The organism is Opitutus terrae PB90-1 (assembly GCF_000019965.1).
Classification (GTDB): Bacteria; Verrucomicrobiota; Verrucomicrobiia; order Opitutales; family Opitutaceae; genus Opitutus; species Opitutus terrae.
Window position 1 is genome coordinate 2,327,274 of sequence record NC_010571.1, and the last position, 23,207, is coordinate 2,350,480.

12 protein-coding genes are annotated in these 23,207 nt (G+C 66.9%); all 12 read right to left on the bottom strand.

The window, feature by feature from the left end; all coding sequences use genetic code 11:
• Nucleotides 1-57: 57 nt before the first annotated feature.
• The 12 genes from OTER_RS09500 to OTER_RS09555 all read right to left on the bottom strand — a co-directional run bounded on the left by OTER_RS09500 (nucleotide 58) and on the right by OTER_RS09555 (nucleotide 22,958).
• Nucleotides 58-2,460: an ABC transporter permease gene (locus OTER_RS09500; protein WP_012374694.1), complete on the bottom strand. Its 2,403-nt coding sequence runs from the start codon at nucleotides 2,458-2,460 to the stop codon at nucleotides 58-60.
• 90 nt (nucleotides 2,461-2,550) lie between these two features.
• Complete coding sequence (locus tag OTER_RS09505; protein WP_012374695.1) at nucleotides 2,551-4,941, bottom strand: ABC transporter permease; 2,391 nt, start codon at nucleotides 4,939-4,941, stop codon at nucleotides 2,551-2,553.
• Nucleotides 4,942-5,031: 90 nt separating this feature from the next.
• The gene (locus tag OTER_RS09510; RefSeq protein ID WP_012374696.1) at nucleotides 5,032-7,446 is read right to left on the bottom strand and encodes an ABC transporter permease; all 2,415 of its coding nucleotides are present in this window, start codon (nucleotides 7,444-7,446) and stop codon (nucleotides 5,032-5,034) included.
• Nucleotides 7,447-7,558: 112 nt separating this feature from the next.
• A complete protein-coding gene (locus tag OTER_RS09515) occupies nucleotides 7,559-9,985 on the bottom strand; it encodes an ABC transporter permease (RefSeq protein WP_012374697.1) in 2,427 nt (808 codons plus the stop codon).
• A 174-nt stretch (nucleotides 9,986-10,159) separates the two neighbouring features.
• Nucleotides 10,160-12,613, bottom strand: a complete 2,454-nt coding sequence (locus OTER_RS09520) for an ABC transporter permease (RefSeq protein WP_012374698.1) — start codon at nucleotides 12,611-12,613, stop codon at nucleotides 10,160-10,162.
• A gap of 249 nt (nucleotides 12,614-12,862) precedes the next feature.
• Nucleotides 12,863-13,276 (bottom strand): nuclear transport factor 2 family protein, encoded by a 414-nt coding sequence (locus tag OTER_RS09525; protein WP_012374699.1) that lies wholly within the window; start codon nucleotides 13,274-13,276, stop codon nucleotides 12,863-12,865.
• Between the two features lie 264 nt (nucleotides 13,277-13,540).
• Nucleotides 13,541-13,924, bottom strand: coding sequence for a TIGR04076 family protein (locus OTER_RS09530; protein WP_083767684.1), 384 nt, complete (start codon nucleotides 13,922-13,924; stop codon nucleotides 13,541-13,543).
• Nucleotides 13,925-14,104: 180 nt separating this feature from the next.
• The gene (locus tag OTER_RS24015; protein ID WP_012374701.1) at nucleotides 14,105-15,946 is read right to left on the bottom strand and encodes a serine hydrolase; all 1,842 of its coding nucleotides are present in this window, start codon (nucleotides 15,944-15,946) and stop codon (nucleotides 14,105-14,107) included.
• Between the two features lie 255 nt (nucleotides 15,947-16,201).
• On the bottom strand, nucleotides 16,202-17,110 hold the full coding sequence (locus OTER_RS24020) for a tetratricopeptide repeat protein (protein ID WP_012374702.1): 909 nt from the start codon (nucleotides 17,108-17,110) through the stop codon (nucleotides 16,202-16,204).
• A 156-nt stretch (nucleotides 17,111-17,266) separates the two neighbouring features.
• A complete protein-coding gene (locus OTER_RS09545) occupies nucleotides 17,267-19,693 on the bottom strand; it encodes an ABC transporter permease (protein ID WP_012374703.1) in 2,427 nt (808 codons plus the stop codon).
• A 166-nt stretch (nucleotides 19,694-19,859) separates the two neighbouring features.
• Nucleotides 19,860-20,294, bottom strand: a complete 435-nt coding sequence (locus OTER_RS09550; protein ID WP_012374704.1) for a DUF3788 domain-containing protein — start codon at nucleotides 20,292-20,294, stop codon at nucleotides 19,860-19,862.
• 132 nt (nucleotides 20,295-20,426) lie between these two features.
• Nucleotides 20,427-22,958 (bottom strand): ABC transporter permease, encoded by a 2,532-nt coding sequence (locus OTER_RS09555; RefSeq protein ID WP_012374705.1) that lies wholly within the window; start codon nucleotides 22,956-22,958, stop codon nucleotides 20,427-20,429.
• Between the last annotated feature and the right edge of the window lie 249 nt (nucleotides 22,959-23,207).

Below are 23,207 nucleotides of genomic sequence, written 5' to 3' on the forward strand. Positions count from 1 at the left end.
GCTGAGAGCCAAGAGTTCAGAGCTGAGAGCAGGGCGAGGTCGGCGAGGCAGAGAGATCTACTCGGCGCGGAGCGCGTCGACGGGGTTGACGCGGGTGGCGCGGCGGGCGGGGAGCCAGCAGGCCAGCAACGCGGTGGCCAGGACCAGCGTGAGCACGGCACCGAAGGTGTGCAGGTCTGTCGGCGCGACGTGGTAGAGCAGATGCTTGAGCAGGCGCGAACTCACGCCGGCGGCGACCAGCCCGATCAGTCCACCGACGGCCGCCACGGCAACGCCTTGGCGCAGGACCATCGTGAGAACCTGCTTCGGCTGGGCACCGAGCGCCAGGCGGATGCCGAGCTCGCGGGTGCGTTGGCCGACTTGATACGACAGCACGCCGTAGAGGCCGACCGTCGCCAGGATGATGCTGAGACTGGCGAACACGCCGAGCAGGCCGCCCGTCAGCCGCTGCGGGGCGATGGTCGCGTCGAACCGGGCGTCCATCGTCGCGAGCGAGTAAATGGGAATGTCCGGCGCGAGCGTGCGCATCGTCTGGCGAATCTCGCTCAGGAGCGGAGCGGTGTCGCCGGAACCGCGCACGACGAACGACATTCGCCAGGGGGCGCCGCGCTGCCCGTAAGGAATGTAAGCCTGCACGTCGGTCGAGCTTCCGAGCCCGCGGTTTTCCACATGCTCGACGAGGCCGACCACTTCGACCCACGGTCGGCCGTCGCCCGACGTGCCGAACTTGATCCGGCGGCCAATGGGATCCTGTCCCGGAAAATGCAGGGCGGCGAGACGAGTGTCGATCACCGCGACCTTCGGGGCCGCCATCGTGTTATCGCGGTCGGAAAATCCGCGGCCGCGCAGAATGGGCATGCCTACGGCGGAGAAGTAGCCCGGGGTGACGCTGAAGCTCGCGCCCTGCGGTTGCTGGTTCGGTGGAGGAGGCGGCAGGCCTTCGACACTGAGGGGCCGAACGAAGTAGTCGCCGCCGAGCGGCATTTCGGAGATGACGCCGACCTGGGTGACGCCGGGCAGCACGGAAAGTCGGGCGACGGCGCGTTCAAGCATCGCGGCCCGCGGCGCATCCTCGAGGGGCGGGGCCCAGACGAACGAGACCACGCGCACCGGAGTGAAGCCCAGGTTGGCGTGGTAGAGGCGGTAGAGCGACCGGACCATCAGCCCGGTGCCGACCAGGAGCAGGCAGGTGATGGCGATCTGCGCGGTGACCAGACCGAAGAGCCAGCGGTGGCCGGACGGGCGCTGTTGCGCCGCCCAGGCGAGGCTAGCGGCGGAGCGGGGACGACCGCGGAGTTGGTGCCACACCGCGGCGAGGCTGGAGAGCAACACCGCGAGCACACCCGCGGCGAGGGCGAAGCCGAGCGCGCGTCGGTCGAGCGCCAGCGAATCGAGGCGCGGGAGCCCGGCGGGCAGCCAGGTGCGCACGGCATCGATGGACCAGGCGGCGACGACTGCGCCCGCGGCGGCGCCGACGAGCCCCAGCAGCGAGGATTCGGCAAGGAGCAGTGCGATGAGCCGGCCGCGGCCGGCGCCGAGGGAACTACGGATCGCGAATTCCCTTTGCCGGCCGAGCGCGCGGGCCAGCTGCAAGCTGGCAAGGTTGGCACACGCGATCAGCAGCACGCCGCTCGCCGCGCCGAGGAGGAGCCACAACATCGCCCGAGCGCTGCCGAGCAGAGAATCGTGCAACGACGTGAGCACGATCCCGCGGTCCTTCAGCGCCGGATGGGTGGCGGCGAGTTGCTGCGCAATGGTAGTCATGTCGTGGCGGGCCGTCTCAAGCGTTACCCCCGGCTTCAGCCGGCCGAGGACGACGAAGGGTCCCGGCGGGCGATTGGGCTGGCCGACGAGGTCCCAGACGAAAGGCGCCACGGGCACCCAGAACTCGCATTCGACGACGGGCTGGATGACGCCGCGCGGCAGGACGCCGATGATTGTGTAGGACTGGTCGCGGATGCTTAGCTTGCCGCCGATGGCGGAATCCTCGCCGCCGAACATCCGGCGCCAGAGCGGCTCGCTCAGCACGACGGTGCGTTCGGCTTTCGGCTGATCATCCTCGGCGGTGAACAGCCGGCCGCGGAGGGGAGCAACGCCGAGGGCTTGAAGATAGTCGAAGGTGATTTGTGCGCCGGTCAGGTGTTCGGCGTCACCTGGGCCACGCACGGCTTCGCTCCAGACGTTGGCGGCGCCGAGCGCGGTGAAGGAATGCTGGGCCTCGCGCCAGGCGACGAAGTTCTCGTAGTTCACCGCCGGATGGACGGTTTCGCCGGAGCGTTCGACGAGGCTGACCAGTCGGTCGGCCTTGGGGAAGATCAGCGGCTGGAGTAGCACGTGATCGACCACGGAAAAGAGCGTGGTGTTGATCCCGATGCCAAGCGCGAGGATGACGAGGGAGACCGCGGTGTAGCCCGGCGATTTCAGCAGCTGGCGGAAGGCGTAGCGGAGGTCAGCGTACATGCGAGTTTAAGCTAAAAGTTTAAGTGGAAGAGAGGAGCGGCGAAGCGGAGGACTTGAACTTCGACTTTCCGCTTCAACACGCCGGAGGCGCTATTCGGCGCGGAGTGCTTCGACGGGATTGACGCGCGTGGCGCGGCGCGCGGGGAGCCACGACGCCAGCAGCGCGACGACGAGCAGGACCAGGCTGACCGCGAGCAGCACGGTGAAATCAGTCTGCGACGTGGCGTAAAGCTGGCTCGCGATCAATTGCGCGGCACCGAAGCTCGCGGCGATGCCGATCATGAGCCCCAACAGAACGAGCTTTAGTCCGTCGTGCAGGACCAGTGACAACACGCGGTGCGTGGCGGCGCCGAGCGCGATTCGAATCCCGAGCTCACGCGTGCGCTGAGAAACGGAATACGACATGACGCCGTAAATCCCGATGCAGGCGAGCACGAGCGCCACCGCGGCGAAGATTACGAGCAGGCCCATGACCGTGCGGCGGCCCTGCAGCGATCGCTCCACGGCCAGATCAAGTGTCGTCAGGTTCGCGATGGGGATCTGCGGATCGACCTGACGTACGGCGCCGCGGAGCTCGTCAGCGAGCGTGAGCGGCGAGACTTGCGTCCGCACGGCGAACATCGTGTGCCAGGGGAAATGCACCGGCGGCACGTAGAGGTGGGGGAACGGATTCAGGTCGAGCCGGAGCTGGCGTACGCTGCCGACGACGCCGACGATCTCCCACGCGGCGTCCTTGAAATGGATCAACTGGCCCAGTGGGTCGGCCTCGCCGAAGAGCTGGCGGGCGAGCGTGTCGTTGATGATCATCACGCGCGGCGCCTCTGCGCGGTTGTCGGCTTCGGAGAAGAACCGGCCGCGCAGCAGCGGAATGCCGAAGGTCTGGAAATACTCGCCGTCGGCCGAATCGAAGCCGGCGCGCAGATCGTCGCGCGTGTTGGGTTGGTCTTCGCGGCTGACGACGTCGCCGAACCCCGTGCGGCCGTTCATCGGCGTGGAGGAGGCCATGCCCGCGAACGAAACGCCGGGAATCTGCCGCAGGTTACGGAGCACGTCGGCGATGAAGCGCGTGCGATGCGCGATGGTCGGCGCCTTGCTCGCGGGCTGGGTCAGGTTGAAGAAGGCAACGTTGTCGCGGTTGAAACCCGTGTCGGCGTTGAGCGCCTGCATGAAGCTGCGGAGGAGGAGCCCAGCGCAGACCAGGAGAACGACCGTGAGCGCGGTTTCGGAGATGACGAGGGCGCCCTGCAGCCGCTTGCGCGAACCGCTGCTCGTGCCGCGCGTGCCCTCCTTCAGCGCGCCCTGGACGTTGGGACGAGCCGCGCTCAACGCGGGGAAAAGTCCGAACAGCAGACCGGTGAGGGCCGCGGCGCCAACGGTAAAGCCGAGCACGGTCAGATCGATTTGGACGTTCACGCCGGGGATCGTGTTGAGCGCGGTGTAGCGCAGCAGCGGGTTGATGGACCACAGGCCCACGAAGATGCCGGCGATTCCACCGAGCAAAGCGATCAACAGGCTTTCGGTCAGGAACTGCCGGACGATTCGCGCGGTGCTGGCGCCCATCGCGACGCGGACGGCGATTTCGCCCTGACGCGACGTCGCGCGGACGAGGAGCAGATTCGCGACGTTGGCGCAGGCGATCAAGAGCACGGCGCCGACCGCAGCGAGCAGCGTGACGAGAAACGGCCGGGTGTTGCCGTAGATCGATTCATGCAGCGAGCGGACGGCTACCGTCCAGTTCTGCCGGAAACTCGGATACTCGGAGAGGATGGCCTTACGCGCGGTCGCAAGCTCGGCGGTCGCCTGCTCGGCCGTGGCGCCGGGTTTGAGCCGGCCGATGACGTTGCAGCCGTAGTTGTAGTTGCGCAGAGTCTTGTATTCGTCGGTCCGGATCGTTGCCGGCGAGAGAAAGTTGACGGTGTTGGTGAGCAGCGCGCCGGGCGGGAGCACGCCGATGATCGTGTAATTCTGTCCGTCCATCTGCACGGTGCGGTCGAGGATCGCCGGGTTGCCGCGAAAGTAGGACTGCCAGAATTCGTGGCTGAGGATGACGACGTAGCGATTGCCGCCGGGGGCATCGTCGGCTTCGACGAAACCGCGGCCGAGCAGCGGTTTCACACCCAGGGCGTCCAGGTAGTGCGCGGAGACCTCGCCGCCACTGACGCGGATGGGGTCGGCATCCGCGGTGAGGTTGCGGTCGATGTTGTGGAACGCCGCGATGAAATCGATCTGAGTAGTCTGGCTCTGCCAATCGAGGAACACGCCGCCGTCGGAGCCACCGATAGCGCCGTTGCCGCGGTTTTCGGCGATCTGCACGAGCCGGTCCGGATCCGGATACGGCAGCGGCTGGAGGAGGACGGCGTTGACGACGCTGAAGATCGCGGTGTTGGCGCCGATCCCGAGCGCGAGCGTGAGCACGGCGATCGCGGTGAAGCCGGGAGATTTCAGCAGTTGGCGAAGAGCGAAGCGGAGATCAGCGCACATGGGAGTTTAAGCTCGAAGTTTAGGTGGAAGAGAGGGGCGGCGAAGCGGAGGACTTGAACTTTGACTTTCCACTTCAACACGCCGTAGGCGCTACTCGGCGCGGAGCGCATCGATGGGGTTCACGCGGAGGGCCTTCCGCGCCGGCAGCCAGCAGGCGGCGAGCGCGATGACGCCCAGCAGCAGCGTGACGGCGGCGATGGCGAGCGGGTCATTAGAGACCAACTCTGGCGTGGCCATGGCAAGCAGCCGGCCGAGTGCGAACGCGCCGGCCAAACCGATCAGCGTGCCGACGAGGGTGAGCGTGAGACCGGCGCGGAGAATCAGCCAGACGACGTCGCTACTCTGCGCGCCGAGCGCCACGCGCACGCCGATCTCCGGCGTGCGTTGAACGACGAGGCGGGCGATCACGCCATAGAGCCCGAGAGCGGCGAGGAAGACGCCGAGCAGGGCGAAGGCGACAAGGATGGTATTCACCATGTGGAGCCCCCCGGTGCCCAGCTCGATGAGCTGGTCGACCGTGCCGAGCTGCTGGATCGCGAGGGTTGAATCCAGCTCGAGCACCGTGCGGCGCAGCGGTTCGGCCAGCGGTGCAGGATCGCGGGTGCGAACAGCGACCGTGACGAAATTCCACGTCTCCTGGGCCAGCGGGCGGAAGACCTGGTAGCGGGTGGCCGGGGCGGTGACGCTGAACGCGAAGCGCAGGTCCGGCATCACGCCGACGATCTCCATCCAGCCGCGGTTCTTCGGGTCGAGCCCGCCGATCCGGCGTCCGATGGGATCTTCGTTCGGAAACAAGGCGCGCGCCATAGATTCGCTGATGATCGCCACGGGCGGGGCGGAGGCATCGTCGGCGGCCGTGAAGTTCCGGCCGGCGAGCAGCTTGATCTGGAGCGTGGGCACGAAGGACGGCGTGACCCCGTTGACGTTCGCGACGGGCTCGCGTCCCGCCGCGGGCGGCTCGCGTCCCTCGACGAGGTAGTTCCGGCTGGTGAGAAACTGGAATACGGGCAGCGTCCAGCCGACCGCGACGTCGTCGACCCCGGGCAATGCGGCGACGCGTTCCTGCAGCCGCGTGTAGAACGAGAGGGTTTCGGCGCCGGTGGGATAGCGGGCCTCCGGCAGGTTGAGGACCACCTGCAGCACGCCGTCGTGATTCCAGCCGAGATCGCGGACAAGCATGCGGTTCATCCCGCGGATGAACAGGCCGGCACCGGCGAGCAGCACCAGCGCCAGGCTGAACTGTGCGACGATGAGGGCGTGGCGCATCCGGTTCTGGGCGCGGCCGCCGGTGTTGCCGCGCGTGCCAGTCTTGAGGGTGTCATTCACGCGGACTCGGGCCATCAGCCATGCGGGCACGAGCCCGAAACCGATGCCGGTGAGCAGCGAAACGGCGAGGGCGAAGCTCAGGACGCGCCAGTCGAGCTCGAGGGTGAACGCGACGAAGCCGTTGGCGGAAAGCCGACTGGAGATCCACTCGTTGGACCAGGCGGCGACGAGCACGCCGCAGCCGCCGCCGGCGACGGACAGCAGCACGCTTTCACACAGCAGCGGCAGCAGGAGCCGGCGACGGGAAGCACCGAGCGCCGCACGGATCGCAAACTCGTGCGCGCGGGCAATCGCGCGTGAGAGTTGGAGGTTCGCGAGATTGGAGCACGCGATCACGAGGACGAAGCCGGCGAGCCCGAGAAGGAGCAGCGAAATGCCGAGCGTGGCGGGATTGCTCACGGTGGATTGCAGCGGCACGGCACGCAGACCGTCCTCGCTTTGCGTGCTCGGGCGCAGGGGCGCGAGCCGCACCGCCAGCGCAGCGAACCGGGCGTTCAGCTGTTCGAGCGACAAGCCGATGCGGTAGCGACCAAGGATCTGCACCCGCGTATCTTCGCGGTCCACGCGCTCCTTGTCGGAAAAGGCATAGGGCCGGAATGCCTGGGCCGGTCCCCACAGGAAAACCGAGGCAAAGCGCGCGGGCATGACGCCGACGATCGTGCAGGGCTCGCCGTCGATGCGCACCGTCCGGCCGATCACGGCCGGGTCGCCGCCGAACTGGGCCTGCCACGTCGCGTGACTCAGCATGACCGCGCGGTTGCCAGGATGGTCCTCGTCGGCGGTGAAATATCGGCCGAGTTCAGGTTGCAGACCGAGCGCCGGGAAGAAGCTGGCGGTGACGCGCAGGGCAATGAGGTTGACCGACGGCCGATCAGGCTGCTCGAGGGTCATGCCCCAGGCTTGGTAGGCAGCGAGCGTGGCGAAATCCGCCGCTTCGCGTTCCAACTCGAGGTAGTCGGGGACGGTGTGATTGGCGGTCTGCGACTGAGGCGTCGTACGGTAGATCCGGACGAGGTGTGGCTTGTCGGGAAACGGCAGCGGCTGCAGCAACAGCGTATCCAGCAGACTGAACATCGAGGTGTTCAGCCCGATGCCGAGCGCGAGCGTGAGGACCGAGACGATCGTGAAGCCGGGCGACTTGAGCAGCTGACGGAACGCGAATTTCAGATCGGCGATCATGGAGCCGGAAGGAGCAAGGTTTAAGGTGTAAGGTCTAAGGTGGCAGGAGGGGCGGAGAGGTGCGGGGCGATCGGAGCTTTACACGTTGCACTTAACACAGCGCCGAAGGCGCTCATTCTGCGCGAAGCGCCTCGACCGGGTTCACGCGCAGGGCGCGGCGGGCAGGGCCAATGCAGGCGGCCAGCAGCACGCCGCCGACGAGACCGGCGCCGGAGAGCAGCACGAGCGGATCGAGCGGGTCGGCGCCGTAGACGAGCGATCGAAGCGCCAGCGAGCACGCGGCCGAGAGCGCGATTCCGGGCACCAGGCCGCCGAGCAGCCACGCGCTGGCCTGCCGGCCGACCAGCCCGAGGATCTGGCGCGGTTGCGCACCGATGACGATCCGCACGCCGATCTCGCGCGTGCGTTCCGCGATCACACACGACAACGTGCCGTAGATGCCGACCGCGGCGAGCAGGAGGGCCATGGCCGTGAACGCGTTGATCAGGCCCGCCGACAGCCGGCGCCGGCTGCCGGCCTGATGCAGCACCTCGCCCATGGTGCGAACGTTCGACAGCGCCAGATCCCCATCCGTGAGCGCGAGCTCATGCCGGATCAGCGCCGCGACGGCGCGGGCTTCGCCTGACGTGCGCACCACGAGGTAGGCACTTTCCTCCGGCAACGCCTCCTCCGGCGTGCCCGCCAACGAGCACGCATAGTAGAGCTCGGGCCGCGGACTGGTTTCAGCACCCCACTGACGCACGTCTTCGACCACGCCGACAACGTGGAACTGAAACGGTGAGCGGGCGCTGTTGATCCGAATGCGGTGGCCCAAGGGATCGGTATCGGGCCAGCACTGACGGGCCATCGTCTGGTTGATCACGACCGGGATGTCCGGTCCGTCCCATCGCGTGAAATCCGCCGGCTGCCCGCGCAGCCAGCCGAGGCCCATCGCTCGGAAATAGCCGGGCGAGACACCGGTGTTTTCCACGAGCGGACGCCGGACCTTGGGGTCGAACTTCTGCTCGTCGATCAGCACGTCGAAGTTGCTGCCGCCTTCCAGCGGCAGCTTGGAGGTCAGCGCGGCCTGCTCCACGCCGGGCAGCACCCGCACCCGCTCAATGAGGGTGTTCCAGAAGCGGACGCGCGCGGCGACGGCGCGGTAGCGCTCGCCCTGCGGGGCGACTTCCGCGGTGAGCACGCGATCGGTGTCCAGCGCGCGATTGGTCTCGAACACCTTCAGATAACTCGCGGTGAACAGGATTGCGGCATAGGCCAGCACGACGGCCACGGCGGCCTGGGCCATCACGAGGTTGCGCAGGAACCGCCGGCGCAGGCGCGAGCCTGTCTGGGTGCGTCCCGCATCGTTCAGCGTGACGGCGACCGAGCCGTGCGCGGCGGTCAGCGCCGGCACCGCGCCGGCGATCAGCGCGGCGACGAAGCCGGTGGCGGTGGCGAAGGCCAGCACGCGGCCATCGAGCGCGATGGCGGCGCGGCGCGCCTCGATCACGAGTGAGGACGGGATCAGCTGGCGCACGGCATCGGTGCCCCACGCGGCGAGCAGCACGCCGACCGCGCAGCCGAGAAGCCCGAGCAGGAGCGCTTCGGTCAGCAGTTGGCGCACCAGGGCGGGACGCGATGCACCGATGGCCAGCCGGATCGCAAACTCGCCCTGCCGCCGGGTGCCGCGGGCGAGCAGGAGCCCGGCGACGTTGGCGCAGCCGACCAGCAGCAGCAGCGCCACGGCTCCGCCGAGCGGTTTCATCCCCGACGCCGTGTCGCGCGTGATTTCCTGGCGGAGCGAACGCACGAGCATTGGCTTGTGCGTGTTCGTGTCGGGAAACTGGGCGGCGAGTTGCGCGCCGATCGCCTTGACGTCGGCATCGGCGGTCGCGAGCGGGACGTCCGGTTTCAGCCGTGCGACGCCGAGCAGCCAGTGATTTCCACGCTGCTCCAGGTCGTTTGGCTCACCGTGCAGCGGGAGCCACGCCTGATAGTCCTGGCCCGCATACGAAGGGGAAGAGAACTCAAAGTCCGCGGGCATGACCCCGACGATTTCGGTCGGTCTTCCGTCCAGCCGGGCGGTCCGGCCGACGATCGAAGCGTCACCACCGAACGCCCGCAGCCACAGCCCGTGGCTGATGACGGCGACCGGCGCGGCGCCGGGCTGGTCGTCCGCTTCGTCCAACCAACGGCCGAGTGCGGGGCGGGAGCCCAGCGCCCGCAGGACGCCGGCGGTGCATTGAATGGCGGCAAGCGACTCGGCCTCTTGCGCGCCCAGATTGATCCGCGCCGGCCGGTAGACGCCGAAATCGACAAAGCTGCGGTTGCGCTCACGCAGGTCCCGGAAATCGGGAAACGAGAGCGGCTGGCCGCCGTTGGAGCGGACGTAAACGATCTCCCCGGAGCGTGGATACGGGAAGGGATCGAGCACGAGTGCCTGCAGCACGCTGAAGAGCGTGGTGGCGGCGCCGATGCCGAGGGCGAGCGAGAGCACGGCGGTGGCCGTGAAACCGGGCGATTTCAGCAGCTGCCGGGAGGCAAAGCGCAGATGGTTCATGGCCGGAGGCGACCGCGATCAGCACTCCGCGCGCGAACGAAAACAAACCACCGGCCCGCTGCCGGGACGGCAGCGGCGACGGCTTCGCTCAGGGACTGACGGCTACGAATGATCGCGGACCATGGCGGGAGAGGGCGTGTGCGTTGAGGGCGGTCGACCGAAGGTGGTGGGGGACTATTCCGCGCGGAGCGCGGTCATCGGATCGACGTGGGTGGCTTTGCGGGCCGGCCAGAAGCAGGCGAACGCGGCGGTGGCGACGAGAACAATGGTGACCACCGGGAAGGCGAAAGGATCGAGCGTGCTGATGCCGATCAACACGTGCGACATGACGAAGGACACACCGAGGGCCATCACCAGGCCGAGCGCGAGACCGATGGCGGTGAGCCGCAGGCCTTCGCGCGAGACGAGCCGGACGATGTTGCGGCTGGTGGCGCCGAGTGCGACGCGCACGCCGATTTCGCGGGTGCGGCTGGTCACGCCGTAGGCGACGACCGCGTAGAGTCCCAGGATCGCGAGCAGCAGCGCGATGCCGCCCTGGACGCCGGCGAGCACCGACCCGAAGCGGAACGGCATGAGCGCGAGCGGGCTGTTCAGCATGTGTTCATCCATCGCGATCGTGCCGTAGATCGGCAGATGCGGATCGAGTCCTTGAATCACCTGGCGGACCGGCGCGGCGAGCGCGTGCGGCGCCTGCTGCGTGCGCACGACCAGCGTGGCGGGCATGTTGTAGAACTGGGCGAACGGACGGTAATAGTAGGGCCGCGGCTGCTCGCCGATCATGAGATATTTTCCCGTGGCGGCGACGCCGACAACCTCGATCGCGGGCCCGCCGCGCCAGAGCCGGAAGTGCTGGCCGATCGGATCCTTGCCCGGCCAGAAGGCGTTCGCCATGGCCTCGTTGATGACCGCCACTTCCGGCGCGCGCTCGTCGTCCGTCGGCAGCAGGTCGCGACCGCGGAGCAGCCGGATGCCAAAGGTCTTGAGGAACGACGGCTCGACGCCGGAGAACGCGACTGCGATGTGATCGTCCGGCACATGACCGGACGGATTGTCGGGCCAGTTGTCGCGCATCAGGATGCTCTGCGTGAATGGGACGTGCTGGGCCAGGCTCGCGGCTTCGACGCCGGGCAGCGCGCGGACACGCTCGAGCAGGTCGCGCTGGAACTGCAGTCCGCGTTCCTTCGAATAGCCCTGGAGATTGAGATCGAACGACTGCATCAGCAGCCGGTCGGGGAGGAAACCGACGTCGGCGTGACGCGCGATGGCGAGGCCGCGCAGGAAGAGCACGGAGGCAATCAGCACGACGGCGGAGGTCGCGACCTGGCCGATCACGAGCAGATTCCGCAGCCGGTGGCGGCCCGGACCGGTCTGCCGGCCGGCGCCTTGTTTCAATCCTTCGTTCAAATCGATGCGCGACGAGCGCAGCGCGGGCACCAGTCCGGCGCCGACGCCGGCGCAGAACGAGACAAGCGCGGTAAAAGCCCACACCTGCCAGCTGATCGAGTCGTTCACCCGGATGGGAATATCACCGGCGGGCGTCAAGCTGCGCATCGCGTCGCCGCCCCACCACGCGAGGCTGTAGCCGACGATGCCGGCGAGGACGGCAAGCAGCACGCTTTCCGCGAGCAACAGCCGGACGATGCGCCAGCGGGAGGCGCCGAGGGCGGCGCGAACGACGAGCTCCTTCTCGCGCGCGAGCGCGTGGCTGCCCATCAGGTTCGCAACGTTGGCGCAGGCGATGAAGAGCACCAGCAGGACCAGCCCGGTGAAGAGGCAGCCGATGACCGGCGCGAGGTCGGCCATGACCGGATCGGGCCGCGCGTGCCGCTCGAGGATCGCCTGAAAACGGAAACCGCGGTGATCGTCGGGGAACTGTTGGGCGAAGCGCTGCGCGAACACCCCGAGTTCGGCGTTGGCTTCCGCGAGCGTGGCGCCCGGGGCGAGATGCGCGAGCACGCGCCACGCGCTCGAGCCGCGGTATTTGAAAAAGCCGTCGCCGTCGGGGCGCAACTGCGCATAGGTGCCGGACGGCACCCACAGGCTGACGCTGACGGAGTAGGAGAAGCTTTCGAAGCCGGGCTTCGCGACGCCGACGATCGTGAACGGTTTGGCGTTGATCAGCACGGAACGGCCGATGACGCGGGGATCGCCACCGAACTGAGTTTGCCAGTAACGGTGCGTGAGGACGGCGACGGGCGTGCCGGGCGGCATCGCGCCGTCGGCGGGTTGTAGCGGCCGGCCCAGGACGACGTTGACGCCCATGCGGGAGAACGCATCCGGGGTGACCGCTTCGATCCAGGTGCGTTCGGGCGATTGGCCGGGTGCGCTGACGTGCGCGGCCATCGGCAGAAAGGCGACGTGGTCGGTCAGCGATTTGGAGCCGTCGCGGAGGTCCTGAAAATCGAGGAACGAGATCTGGTGCGGCAGATTGATCGCATTGCTCCGGCCGACGATCGCGACCAGCCGGTCGGGGTCGCGAACGTCCATCGGCTGGAGGAAGATCGCGTTCACCATCATGAAAATCTGGGTGTTCACCGCGATGCCGAACGCCAGCGTGAGCACGACGACGGTCGTGTAGCCGGGGAACTTGGCCATCTGACGCATGGCGTAGCGGAGGTCGGAGAGCATGCGGAGATGTATTTGCACGCGCCGTGCCGCATCCGTCGACATTTCGCTAGTCACGGTGCATCAGTATGATAAAATTGACGAGCCGTGGGCCGATGGCCCGTGTTGTTCGGAAACGAAACGAATCGTTCCCACGGATGGGACGGCACCAAATCCGGCCGATTCAACGGACCGACCGCCGCTGAGGTTTCTTACGAGGCGCGCTCGCCGTTCCGGGCCGCCCGGCAGCCGGGCCTGCCGCCGCGAAACCTGCTAGCGCTCGATACGGGTGACGGACGAACCGATCAACTGCCAGCGACTACGCCGGTGGATCCACACGTCGACGAAGCGCGCGCGGCCGGAGATGGGGCGGCCGGCGAACGTGCCGGTGAATTGGGAGCGACCCACGACGCAGGCCATCTCGCCCGTGCGGCGGACGGTGAGGTCATCGATGCGCAGCTGGGCGAGCTTAAGTTCAGGGCGGAGGAAACCGGCGATGAACGTGCGCCGCGTGACCTTCCGACCATGCAGATCGATGCCGACGAAGTCGCGGGCGAGCAGAGCCCGCAGCGTTGCGGCGTCGCCAGTTCGCTCGGCGCGCGTGAGTTCGCGTTCACAGGCGAGCAGACTTTGGCGGTCGGTGGTCACGCGGTTGGACCGAGGCGTCGGGCGTTTTCCAGATTTCATGGGAATGTTTGGCGAGGGAAAGTTCGAACCGGTCAGCCCCAGGTGGACACTGAAGGACACAGACTCATATGGTCGTAAAAGGTCCGGTCGGCCGCCGATCAGAATGCCGCATCAGGAACGCATCACGGGCGTTCAACTTGGCCACAAAGGGCGCAGAAAGCACAGAATCGGGTTCCTACCATGTGCCTCTTGCGCGTGCGGGCCAGTGGGATGGAGCGAGCATCGGTTGCGGCGGAGCCGCTCTGTCCATCGGTGGTTCAGGTCCTACGCTTCGATCCGCTCGAATTTGAAGAGCACCGGGCGAAGGCCGTCGGTGCAGCAGGAGATCATTACGGTGGGATCGCCGGCGTGGATCTTGTGAATGATCGCTCGCAGGTCGGCCCACGCCCAGGTGCAGAAGCCCGGAGGCGGATCCCACGGGCTTTCGGTCATGAAGACCTGACCTTCTTCGAACCGGCCGCAGGCGGCCCGGCGTCCGTAAGGATGCTGATCATAGAGGTCCGCGTGGAACAGCTTTCGGAGAACGGTGATCCGGCACTTGTAGCGTTTCGCCGGCTCGGCGGTCGCAGTCGCCGCGGAGGCGAGGTTGGCGGTTGCGCCACACAGCGTCGCTGCAGTGGCGAGTTTCATGAATTCACGACGGTGCATGGGAGTTTGAGAAGTGGCGGGCTTCGCCGCCGCTGTTCGCGAGCTGAGTCGGGCGAGATGCACCCAGGCCCAACACAGCGGATTGGGTTCGGATCGGAGGTTTGACGGGAGCGCGTAGGCACACGGAAAGAAGATTCCTTCAGTCGCGGTATGATGCCGCTCCCCGAGCGTGGTCGATGATTACTCTGTCTTTCCGCGCGAAAATTGGTCGGCGTAGAACTGCTGCAGCAGGTTCTCCGGAATGCGGTCGACCGGATATGATCCGTGCATCTGGACGTGAACCCAGCGTCCGTCCCGCTTTTCCAGCACCCCTGTTTGGAAGACGTTCTGCAGGCAGTGTTCCTTGCCCTTGATCGTGGCGCAGTCATCCAGGTAGGTGGAATACCAGGCGACATCGCCGGACCGGGAAAAGCGGATACGCAGGTCCCGAAACTCGAAGCGGGTGCCGCGGAAATCGGGATCGCGCCACTGGTCGGCGTAGCGTTTGAACGCATCCAAGCCGATCACGGTGCTGTTGGAGAACACCCAGAAGTGAAAGAGATCGTCGCCCCATAGGTGGAACATGGCGTCGAAATCCTTTTCGATCGCCCAGCCAATGGCCTGTTCGATGCAGTGCTTCACGGCGGCGTAGTCGCGGGAAGGCGCCTGACCCGATTCGATGAGCCCGGGGGAGTCGGGGGGAAGCTGAGGAGTCGTCATGGGGCGGGGAGGATTGGTCAGAGCGAGGTTGTAGCCGTTGGCGAACCGGGCGAACACGCCCGTTTCGTTCATCGGCCGGTGCTGCAGGAAAACGAGCGCGACGAGATCCTCGCGCGGATCGATCTGGCAACGGGTCGTGTTCGAGCCGGACCAGCCGAACTGGCCCAGCGAGCACAACGTCGGGTCTTTCGCGGGATCGATGACAACTTCGGCGCCGAGTCCAAATCCGCGCGAATCGGAGTAGGCGTGCGTGGGTTTGCTGGTGCGCGCGAGATGGTTCAGCGTCATGTATTCGACGGTCTTGCGTCCGAGGATTCGCACGCCGTCGAGTTCGCCGCCGTTGAGCAGCATCTGCGCGAAACGGGCGTAGTCACCCGTGGTGGAGAACAACCCGCCGCCGCCGCTCCGGATGCCCTGCCGCCGCCGCGCCACGTCGGCTTGGCCGGGCTCGTCGTTCACGAGCTGGTCACCCTGCCGGCGGTAGACGCTCGCGAGCCGCGGCAGTTTTTCCGCCGGCACGTCGAAGCTGGTGTCGACCATCCGCAGCGGGCGAAAGAGGCGCGCCTGGAGAAACTCTTCGAGATTCTGACCGGAGACGCGTTCGATGATCGCGCCAAGAACATCCGTGCTGATGCCGTAGCGGAACGCGGCGCCGGGTTCGTGCGCGAGCGGCAGCTTGGCGGCGCGGGCGACGAACTCGTCGAGTGACGCGGCGGCCCACGGATTGTGGCGGCGGTAGAGTTGCGAGAGCACGTCCGTGTCGCCGAAATCGTAGGTGAACCCGGCGGTGTGCGAAAGGAGATGGCGGATACGAGGAGGCGTCTTGGGCTCGACGAGCTCCGGCGCGTCGACGGTGCCGCCGGTGAGGACGCGCACGTCCTTGAAGTCGGGCAGATAGGTCGCGATCGGCGCGTCAAGGTCGAGCCGGCCCTCCTCGAACAGGATCATCGCGCCGACGGAGGTGATCAGCTTCGAGTTCGAAGCGATCCGGAAAATCGTGTCCTGCTCCATCGGTGCGCGCGTCTCGAGATCGCGCCAGCCGTAGGTGCGCCAGTCGGCGATTTGGCCGTGCCGAACCAGCAGCGTGACGAAACCGGAGCAGCGACCCTCGTCGACGAGCTGGCGGAGATTGGCGTGGAGCCGGTCGAGCCGGTCGGGCGCGAAGCCGAGGTCGCGGGCGCTTCCGAGCGGGAGCGGGGCGGCGGCGTCGGTGGCGAGGGCAGCAGCGCAGGGTGCGCGCGAAACGCCGGCGAGTGCGACGAGGCAAAGCCACACGGGGAAGGCCCGCGGGTGTCGGGGTTGGAACAACGAAAGCGGATGCATGGAACGACGGCGGAGGAGCGGTTGCAGGACTGGCGCGGGCAGATGCTGCCGCGGACGGACTGGTCGAGCTGCCCTGCCACACTGTTATTGTCGCGACTAGGTGAGCTGTGACGTGGTTTGAACCTAATCAATGAGGTGCAATGAACCCACGGCGGGGCTGGCGTATCGCGCCGCATCCAGCTCGACGCGCGTGACAGCGGACGGCGTCGCTGCGGCGCAGGGCGTGAATAATGGGTTGATCATCGATGGCCGCGCTCAGTTAGCCTGTGCCACGACGGAGGGCAGGCTTTTCAGGGCGCTTGCGGCCGGTTCGAAACCGGGATCGATCTTGAGCGAAGCTTCGTAAGCGGCGCGCGCGGCGGCGAGGTTCCCCTGCCGTTTCGAAAGGTTGCCGATACGCCAATGCGCATGCTGGTGCTTCGGTGCCGCCGGCGGCGTGAGCTGCGGAAGCTCGAGGCAGTGGCGCAGGGCGGCGAGCCCGCGCTCCGCGGCGACGCCATTGGTGTCGCAGAGTTTTCCCACGAGATAGTTCACATAAAAATCGTCCGGCGCCGTTTTCAGGTAGGCGTCGTATTCCGCGAGCGCCTCGGTGAACTTCTTCTCCGCCTGATAGAGCGTCGCATACGCGAGTGCGCCGCGCGCCGGGTCGAGTTGCTTGAGGATCGCCGCCTCCGCGGCGGCCTTGTCGGTGCCGCCGCCGGCGATCGCCGGTGCCTGCCGGTAATACTCGAACAAACACTGGTGCGTGCGCGCATCCGCCGGGTCGAGCCGGGCGGCGCGCTGGTAGGATGCGAGGCATTTTTTCGCGAGGCCGAACTTCGAGAGCACGCCGGCCTGCTGCGCCTTGGTGCCGAAGGCATCGCCGAGCGCGCGATGCGTTTCGGCGTGGGTAGGCGCGAGGCCCACAGCTTTTTCGAACCAGCGGACGGCGGCATCACCGTCGTTGCGGCGGAGGGCCAGGTAGCCGAGGCAGCGCAACGGCTCCGGATTGCCGGAATCCTTTTCCGTGAGCGCCGCGTAGGCGCTTTGGGCCTCGGCGTCCTTGTGCGCTTCGAAGAGTGCCCGTGCTGCGGCGAGCTCGTCGACGGAAGCGGGCGCGGCGGCGAGCGGAGCCGCCAGCACGATGCTGAGCAACGCGAGGGAGGTGGGGCGAACGAAGTTCATGGGCAACGGAAGGAGCGATCAGCGACCTGCAATCGATGGCGACCGAACGGGAAAACATGGGGATCACCGACGAGCGGTTGCATAGCCGCAGCGCGTCCGCGCTGAAAGCTGCGGCGTTTCATCGGGCGATCGTGATCGCGGCGAGTGGTGCTTCCTTCATTCCGCTCGTAGCGCGTCAACCGGATCGACTTTCGTTGCGCGACGCGCCGGCAGCCAGCAGGCGAGAAGCGACACCAGCGCCAGGCCGAGCGTGACCGCACCGAAGGTGAGCGCGTCGAATGGGCTCACACCATAGAGGAAGCCGGCGAGCAGGCGCGTCACGGCGAACGCGCCGAGCAGGCCGACGCCGATACCCAACACGGCGACGCGCATGCCCTGGCCGATGACCAGTCGGAGCACGTCGCCGGTGCTGGCGCCGAGCGCCATGCGCACGCCGAATTCCTGCGTGCGCTGGCTGACGACGTAGGCGACCACGCCGTAGACGCCCATGGCGGCGAGCACGAGCGCGACGATCCCGAGCCAGGTGAGCAATCGCGAAGCGAGGACCGGCGCCATGAACGCCGCCTTGATGTAGTCGTCCATCGTGATCGTGGCCCAGACCGCGACGTTGGGATCGAGCTGGCGGAGCTCGCGCTGGAGCGTGGCACCGAAAAGCGACGGATCGCCTCGGGTGCGCAGGCACAGTCCGAGATTGAGATCCCACACACCCTGGCGGAACGGGGTGTAGAAGAAACCGCGTGGCGGTTCGTTGAGCGACCGGTATTTTCCGTCTTTCGCGACGCCGACCACGGTGAGCTCGCGCCAAGCGGCTTTGAATTTGTGGCCGATCGCATTCTGGCCGGGCCAATACCGCTTCGCCATCGTTTCGTTGATGATCGCGACCTTGAGCGCGGAGTCGTCGTCGTGATCGGTGAAGTCGCGGCCGTCGACGAGCGGGATGCCGAGCGTCGCGAAATAGCCCGGAGACACGATGCTGTAGGGAAGGCTCGAATCCTCGCCGGGTTTTTGTTCATGGCCCTGGACGGTGACGCCGTGTTGCGGACCGCCCTCGAAGCCCAGCGGGAACCAGCTGCTGAGCGCGACGGACTCGACGCCGGGCAGCCTGGCGAGCCGCTCCTGCAGCCGGGCGTAGAAGACTTTCCCGGTGGCTTCGTTGTAGCCGTTCATGCCGATGCGGAGGCCGGCGAGCAGCACGCGGTCGGGTTTGAAACCGAGTTCGGCGTGGTAGGCACGTTGCGCGCTCTTGATGCACAGGCCGGCGCCGACGAGCAGGACGAGCGACAGCGCGACTTCGCCGAGCACGAGCAGACTGCGCAACCGCTGGTGCGAGGAACCGCTGGAAGACGTGCGGCCGCCATCCTTCAGCGTGGAGTTGAGGTCGGGCCGGGAAGCGCGCAAGGCCGGGATCAATCCGAACAGGACGCCGGTCACGATCGAGCCGCATACGGTGAACGCGAGCGTGGTTGTGTTGATCTCCGTGCCGATGCCAATCGGCAGCGGAGTCGGCGGCTGCCAGCGCTTCAGCAGATCCACGGCCCAGAACGCGATGACGATGCCGAGTCCGCCGCCGAGGCCGGCGAGCAGCAGGCTTTCCGTGAGCAGCTGGCGCACGAGCCGGACGCGGCTGGCGCCGACGGCGAGTCGGATGGCGATTTCCTTTTGCCGGCCGGCGGCGCGCGCCAGCAGCAGGCTGGCGAGGTTGGCGGCAACGATCAGCACGACGCCGAGACTCACGGCGAGCAGAATGGCCAGCACCGGGCCCATGATCGGCTGCACCCCGTAGGGCGCATGAAGGAAATCGAGCACGTGAAGTCGGATCTGCTGGTTGGTATTCGGATAAGACTTCTCCAGGCGCGCGGCGACGGCATCGACGACGGCCTGCGCCTGCTCGCGGCTGACGCCGGGTTGGAGCCGGGCTTGCGTGTGGAGCCAGTGATCGTCGCGCTGCTCGAGCGAGCCCATGTTGGCCACTGCGTGGTGCATCGAGAGCGGCGCCCAGAAATCGCAGATCAATCCACTCATCGTGCCGCGGAAGGAGGCCGGCGCGACGCCGATGACCGTGAACGCGTGGCGGTTGAGCTGAACGGCCTTGCCGATCACGCTCGGATCGCCGTTGAACTGGCGTCGCCAGAACCGCTCGCCGAGCACGAGCACCGGATTGCCGCCTGGTTTCTGATCCTCGTCGGGGAGAAACAGCCGGCCGAGCAGCGGTTGCACGCCGAGCAGGTCGAAAAAGTTTGCTGTCGCGATCTGGCCATAGAGCCACGTCGACTGCTCGCCGATGGTCAGGCAGGCGGGCGTGACCTGCGAGGCGATGATGCCGGCGAACACGTCGCGCTGTTCGCGATAGTCCTTGATATCGGGCAGCGAACAGGTGTCCCACATCTGGTCCGCGTGCGAGGTGGTGAGCACGACGATCTCCTCCTGGCGGTGCACGCCGGGCAGCGGGTTGAGCAGGATGCCTTGGATCCAGCAGAACACGGTGGTGGTGGCGCCGATGCCGAGCGCGAGCGAGAGCACGGCGATGGCGGTGAAGCCAGGAGCCTTGGCGAGTTGCCGGAGAGCGAAGCGGAGGTCGGACACGAGCAGGTTGAGAGTTGAGGGTTGAGCGTTGAGAGGCCCGAGCGGAGGGCGGAAAAAGTTGAGAGTTGAGAGCTGAGAGTTGAGGGACGAGCGAACGCAGCAGGCGGTAGGGGAAAGATTTTTTTGGTCTGGCCTATTGCTTGTTGCTTACTGCGTATGGCCAATCTCAGTGCGCGAGCTTCGCGGCGAGGAGCGCTTCGATTAGGACGGGGTCGCAGGAATCGCGGTCGAAACTGAAGGCCGTGCCTTCGGGATAACGCTTGGCGGTTTTCAGGAGTGTGGCGATGGCCCTGGCGTGAGACCCTTGCTGCAGCGCGGCAATCGCCTTCGCGCCGAGAATCAACGAGAGCCGGAACGCGCCGCGCTGCGGCACGAGATAGAACAGCCGACGTTTTTTCAGCAGTGCCAGGCGATACCAGCCGGCCTGATTCGAATACTGCCAGTCGCTCGTCGCGCGGGGGCAGGCGTCCTGGAGATCGGCGAGCACGCGATCGAGCGGAGCGAATGCCACACCGAGAACCGCCTTCAGATCAACATCGGTGGGTTTCTGCTTTGGGTCGGGGAATGCCGCAGCGGGATCGAGAGAGGCGCGGGTTTTCATGCAGCCGGTGTAGACGAGCCGAGAACCGAGAGTCCAGAGCTCAGAGCGGGAGCAAAGGGCTCGCAGTTTGGATTTGTGGATGAGCGCGGGATCTTCATTCGGCAATCGGCAATGAGGCAATCGGCATTCGGCTCATTCCGCCCGCAGCGCGATCATCGGATCGACTTTGGTGACGCGTCGCGCTGGCAGGAACGTGGCGAGGAGCGCGATCCCTCCGAGTAGCAGCGCGACGGCGGCGTAGGTGAGCGGGTCGAACGGATTGGTTTCGAACAACGCGCCGGCAATCGCGGAGCGCGCGGTCAGCGCGATCGCGCCGGTGGCGGCGAGTCCGAGTACGAGTCCCAGCGCGACTTGCCGGCCGGCTTGACGCAGGACGAGCGTGAGCAGTTGACGTCGATCGGCGCCGAGCGCGAGCCGGATGCCGAACTCCTGGCGGCGACGATTGACCGCGTGGGCGGTGACGCCGTAGAGCCCGGCGGCGGCGAGCGCCACGGCGATGATGCCGACGGCGAGTGACAGCAGCGTGATCAGCCGCGATTGGCCAAGGTAGGTTTCAAACTGCGCCTGTGGCGTGCCGGTGTAGTAGATCGGCATGTCTGGATCGACTTTGGCGACCGCCTCGCGGATTGCCTGAAGGCTCGCCTCGGCGCGAATTCCGTCGCGCGGCCGGACGATCACGGTCACGTAGGACATCCCGCTCAGCGTCGGCTGGCCGCGATTGTAGAGATTGGAGGTGAACGGCAGATAGTAGCCGGAGTTGTGCGCGCGGCTGTCGAACGGGCCGGACATCCGCACGTCGGCGACGATGCCGACGATGACCCGCCACGGCTCCGGCGTTTTCGGATTCGGATTCACCGAGCGGAAACGCCGGCCGAGCGCATCGCCATTCGGGAAATGCAGTCGGGCGAACGTGGCGTTCACGATCGCCACCGGCAGTTTCAGATCGCTCTCCTCCGGCCTGAAATCGCGGCCGGCGAGAATCGGTTGGCCTAGCGTGGCGAAGTAGCCGTCGGTGATCCGCTCCGACGCGACGATCGGCTGGCTGGCTTCATCGGCGGCGGTCTGGCCCTCGATCTCCACCGGGCCTTCCGGCACCGAGATCATGCGGTAGCGTTCGCTGAACGCGGCGGACGCGAGCGACGGGTGCACGCGCAATTCGGCGAGCACTTTTTCGTTGAAGGCGATCCGTGCCGCCTCGGTGGGATGATCGCCGGCCATCAGCATATACCGGGCGCTCATGACGGCAGTCGGATCGTAGCCGTGGTCGATGTGCTGCTGACGTTCGATCGAGCGGAGCTGCAGCAGTGAGCCGATCAGCAGAATGCACGTGACGACGATCTGGAGCACGACCAACACGCGGGCGATCACGCCGGTGCGCCGGCTGGTGGCGCCGCGGCCGCCCTCCTTCAATTCGGCGGCCAGCCCGACGCGGGCTGCCATCAGGCCCGGCAGCAAACCGGAGCCCACCGTGGCGAATAGCGTGGCGGCGACAATTGTCGTGAGCACGGGGCCGTCGATGCTGAATCGCATCCAGCCGGGCAGCGGTGGACGGAACGCGCGAACGGCACTGTCGAGCCAGCCGACGGTCCACAGCGCGAGGAGTGTGCCGAGGGCGGCGCCAACGAGCGCGAGCAGCAGGTTTTCGGTGAGCAGCTGGCGCAGCAACCGGGCGCGGGTCGCGCCGAACGAAGCGCGGATCGCCAGCTCGCGTAGTCGGAGCGTGGCGCGCGCGAACTGCATGTTGGCGACGTTGACGCACGCGATCAGCAGCACGCCGAGGCTGAACGCGAGCAGCGTGTAGAGCAGCCCGGCACTGCGGGGCGTGGTGAACGCGGCGAGCAGCGGCTGCACCTGGCCGGTCTTGAGCGCAGCGTTCTCCGGATGCTCCTTGGCGAGTTGCGCGGCAATCAAGCTGACCTCGGCGCTGGCCTGAGCGAGCGTCACACCGGGCTTGAGCCGCCCGTAGACGATGACGGGGCGATTGGCGTGCTCGTGCCGCGGACGCACCGGCGACTCCGTGCGGAGCGCAATCCACAACTGTTCGTCGTAGGGGAACGCAAATCCGCGCGGCATGACGCCGATGATCGTGCCGACGCGGCCGTTCACGCGAAGCGAGCGGCCGATCACGTTGGGATCGGACTCGAACAGCTCGCGCCAGAGCGCATCGCCGAGGATGATGGTGGGCGCGGCGCCATCGCGATCGTCCTCCGCCGTGAAATCGCGGCCGAGAACGGGGCGGATGCCGAGCATGCGGAAGAAATCGTGGGTGACATAGCCGGCGGCGCGGCGCTCGGTCGCACCGTTGAGGTTGACGTTGGCCGCCGAAAACAGGAGCCAGCCGGCGAGCGAGTCGAAGGACATTTGCCGCGCCTGCAGGTCGAGCAGATCGGCCGGCATGATCCGTGGCACCAGCGCTTCGAGCTCGGTCGTGGACTGGCCAAACTGCACGGTGACGAGCCGGTCGGCGTCGGGGAACGAGAACCCGCGCAGCAGGACGCCGTTGACGACGGCGAACTGCGTCGTGACGGCGCCGATGCCGAGGGCGAGCACGCCAGCGGCGATGGCGCAGAAGGCTTTTTCCTTTGCCAGCATGCGCGCGCCGATCCGCAGATCGATGCCGATCGTGCCGAGCGTGAAGGCGACGCGGGAAAGAACGGAGGGCATGGGACGGAGGAGTCGAGAGCTGAGGGCGGAGAGTCTAGAGCCGAAGCGAAGAGCAGGTTGAGAGTTGAGGGTTGAGAGTTGAGAGCTGAGAGCCGGAGAAAATGGACCAAGAAGGACAGTAGGTTTTCACGCGGGCTTTGAAGGTGTATTCACATCGCGACCTGGAGGTGGATGGCCGGTTTGGGTCAACTCACCGTGCGACGGCACGCGACGGGCGGGCCGGAGGAGGCGTGCCATGATGAGCGTGGC

Bases quoted from the DNA above. Each gene is read 5' to 3' on its own strand.
- OTER_RS09500 (WP_012374694.1), bottom strand. From the start codon at position 2,460: ATGTACGCTGACCTCCGCTACGCCTTCCGCCAGCTGCTGAAATCGCCG.
- OTER_RS09505 (WP_012374695.1), bottom strand. From the start codon at position 4,941: ATGTGCGCTGATCTCCGCTTCGCTCTTCGCCAACTGCTGAAATCTCCC.
- OTER_RS09510 (WP_012374696.1), bottom strand. From the start codon at position 7,446: ATGATCGCCGATCTGAAATTCGCGTTCCGTCAGCTGCTCAAGTCGCCC.
- OTER_RS09515 (WP_012374697.1), bottom strand. From the start codon at position 9,985: ATGAACCATCTGCGCTTTGCCTCCCGGCAGCTGCTGAAATCGCCCGGT.
- OTER_RS09520 (WP_012374698.1), bottom strand. From the start codon at position 12,613: ATGCTCTCCGACCTCCGCTACGCCATGCGTCAGATGGCCAAGTTCCCC.
- OTER_RS09525 (WP_012374699.1), bottom strand. From the start codon at position 13,276: ATGAAATCTGGAAAACGCCCGACGCCTCGGTCCAACCGCGTGACCACC.
- OTER_RS09530 (WP_083767684.1), bottom strand. From the start codon at position 13,924: ATGCACCGTCGTGAATTCATGAAACTCGCCACTGCAGCGACGCTGTGT.
- OTER_RS24015 (WP_012374701.1), bottom strand. From the start codon at position 15,946: ATGCATCCGCTTTCGTTGTTCCAACCCCGACACCCGCGGGCCTTCCCC.
- OTER_RS24020 (WP_012374702.1), bottom strand. From the start codon at position 17,110: ATGAACTTCGTTCGCCCCACCTCCCTCGCGTTGCTCAGCATCGTGCTG.
- OTER_RS09550 (WP_012374704.1), bottom strand. From the start codon at position 20,294: ATGAAAACCCGCGCCTCTCTCGATCCCGCTGCGGCATTCCCCGACCCA.
- OTER_RS09555 (WP_012374705.1), bottom strand. From the start codon at position 22,958: ATGCCCTCCGTTCTTTCCCGCGTCGCCTTCACGCTCGGCACGATCGGC.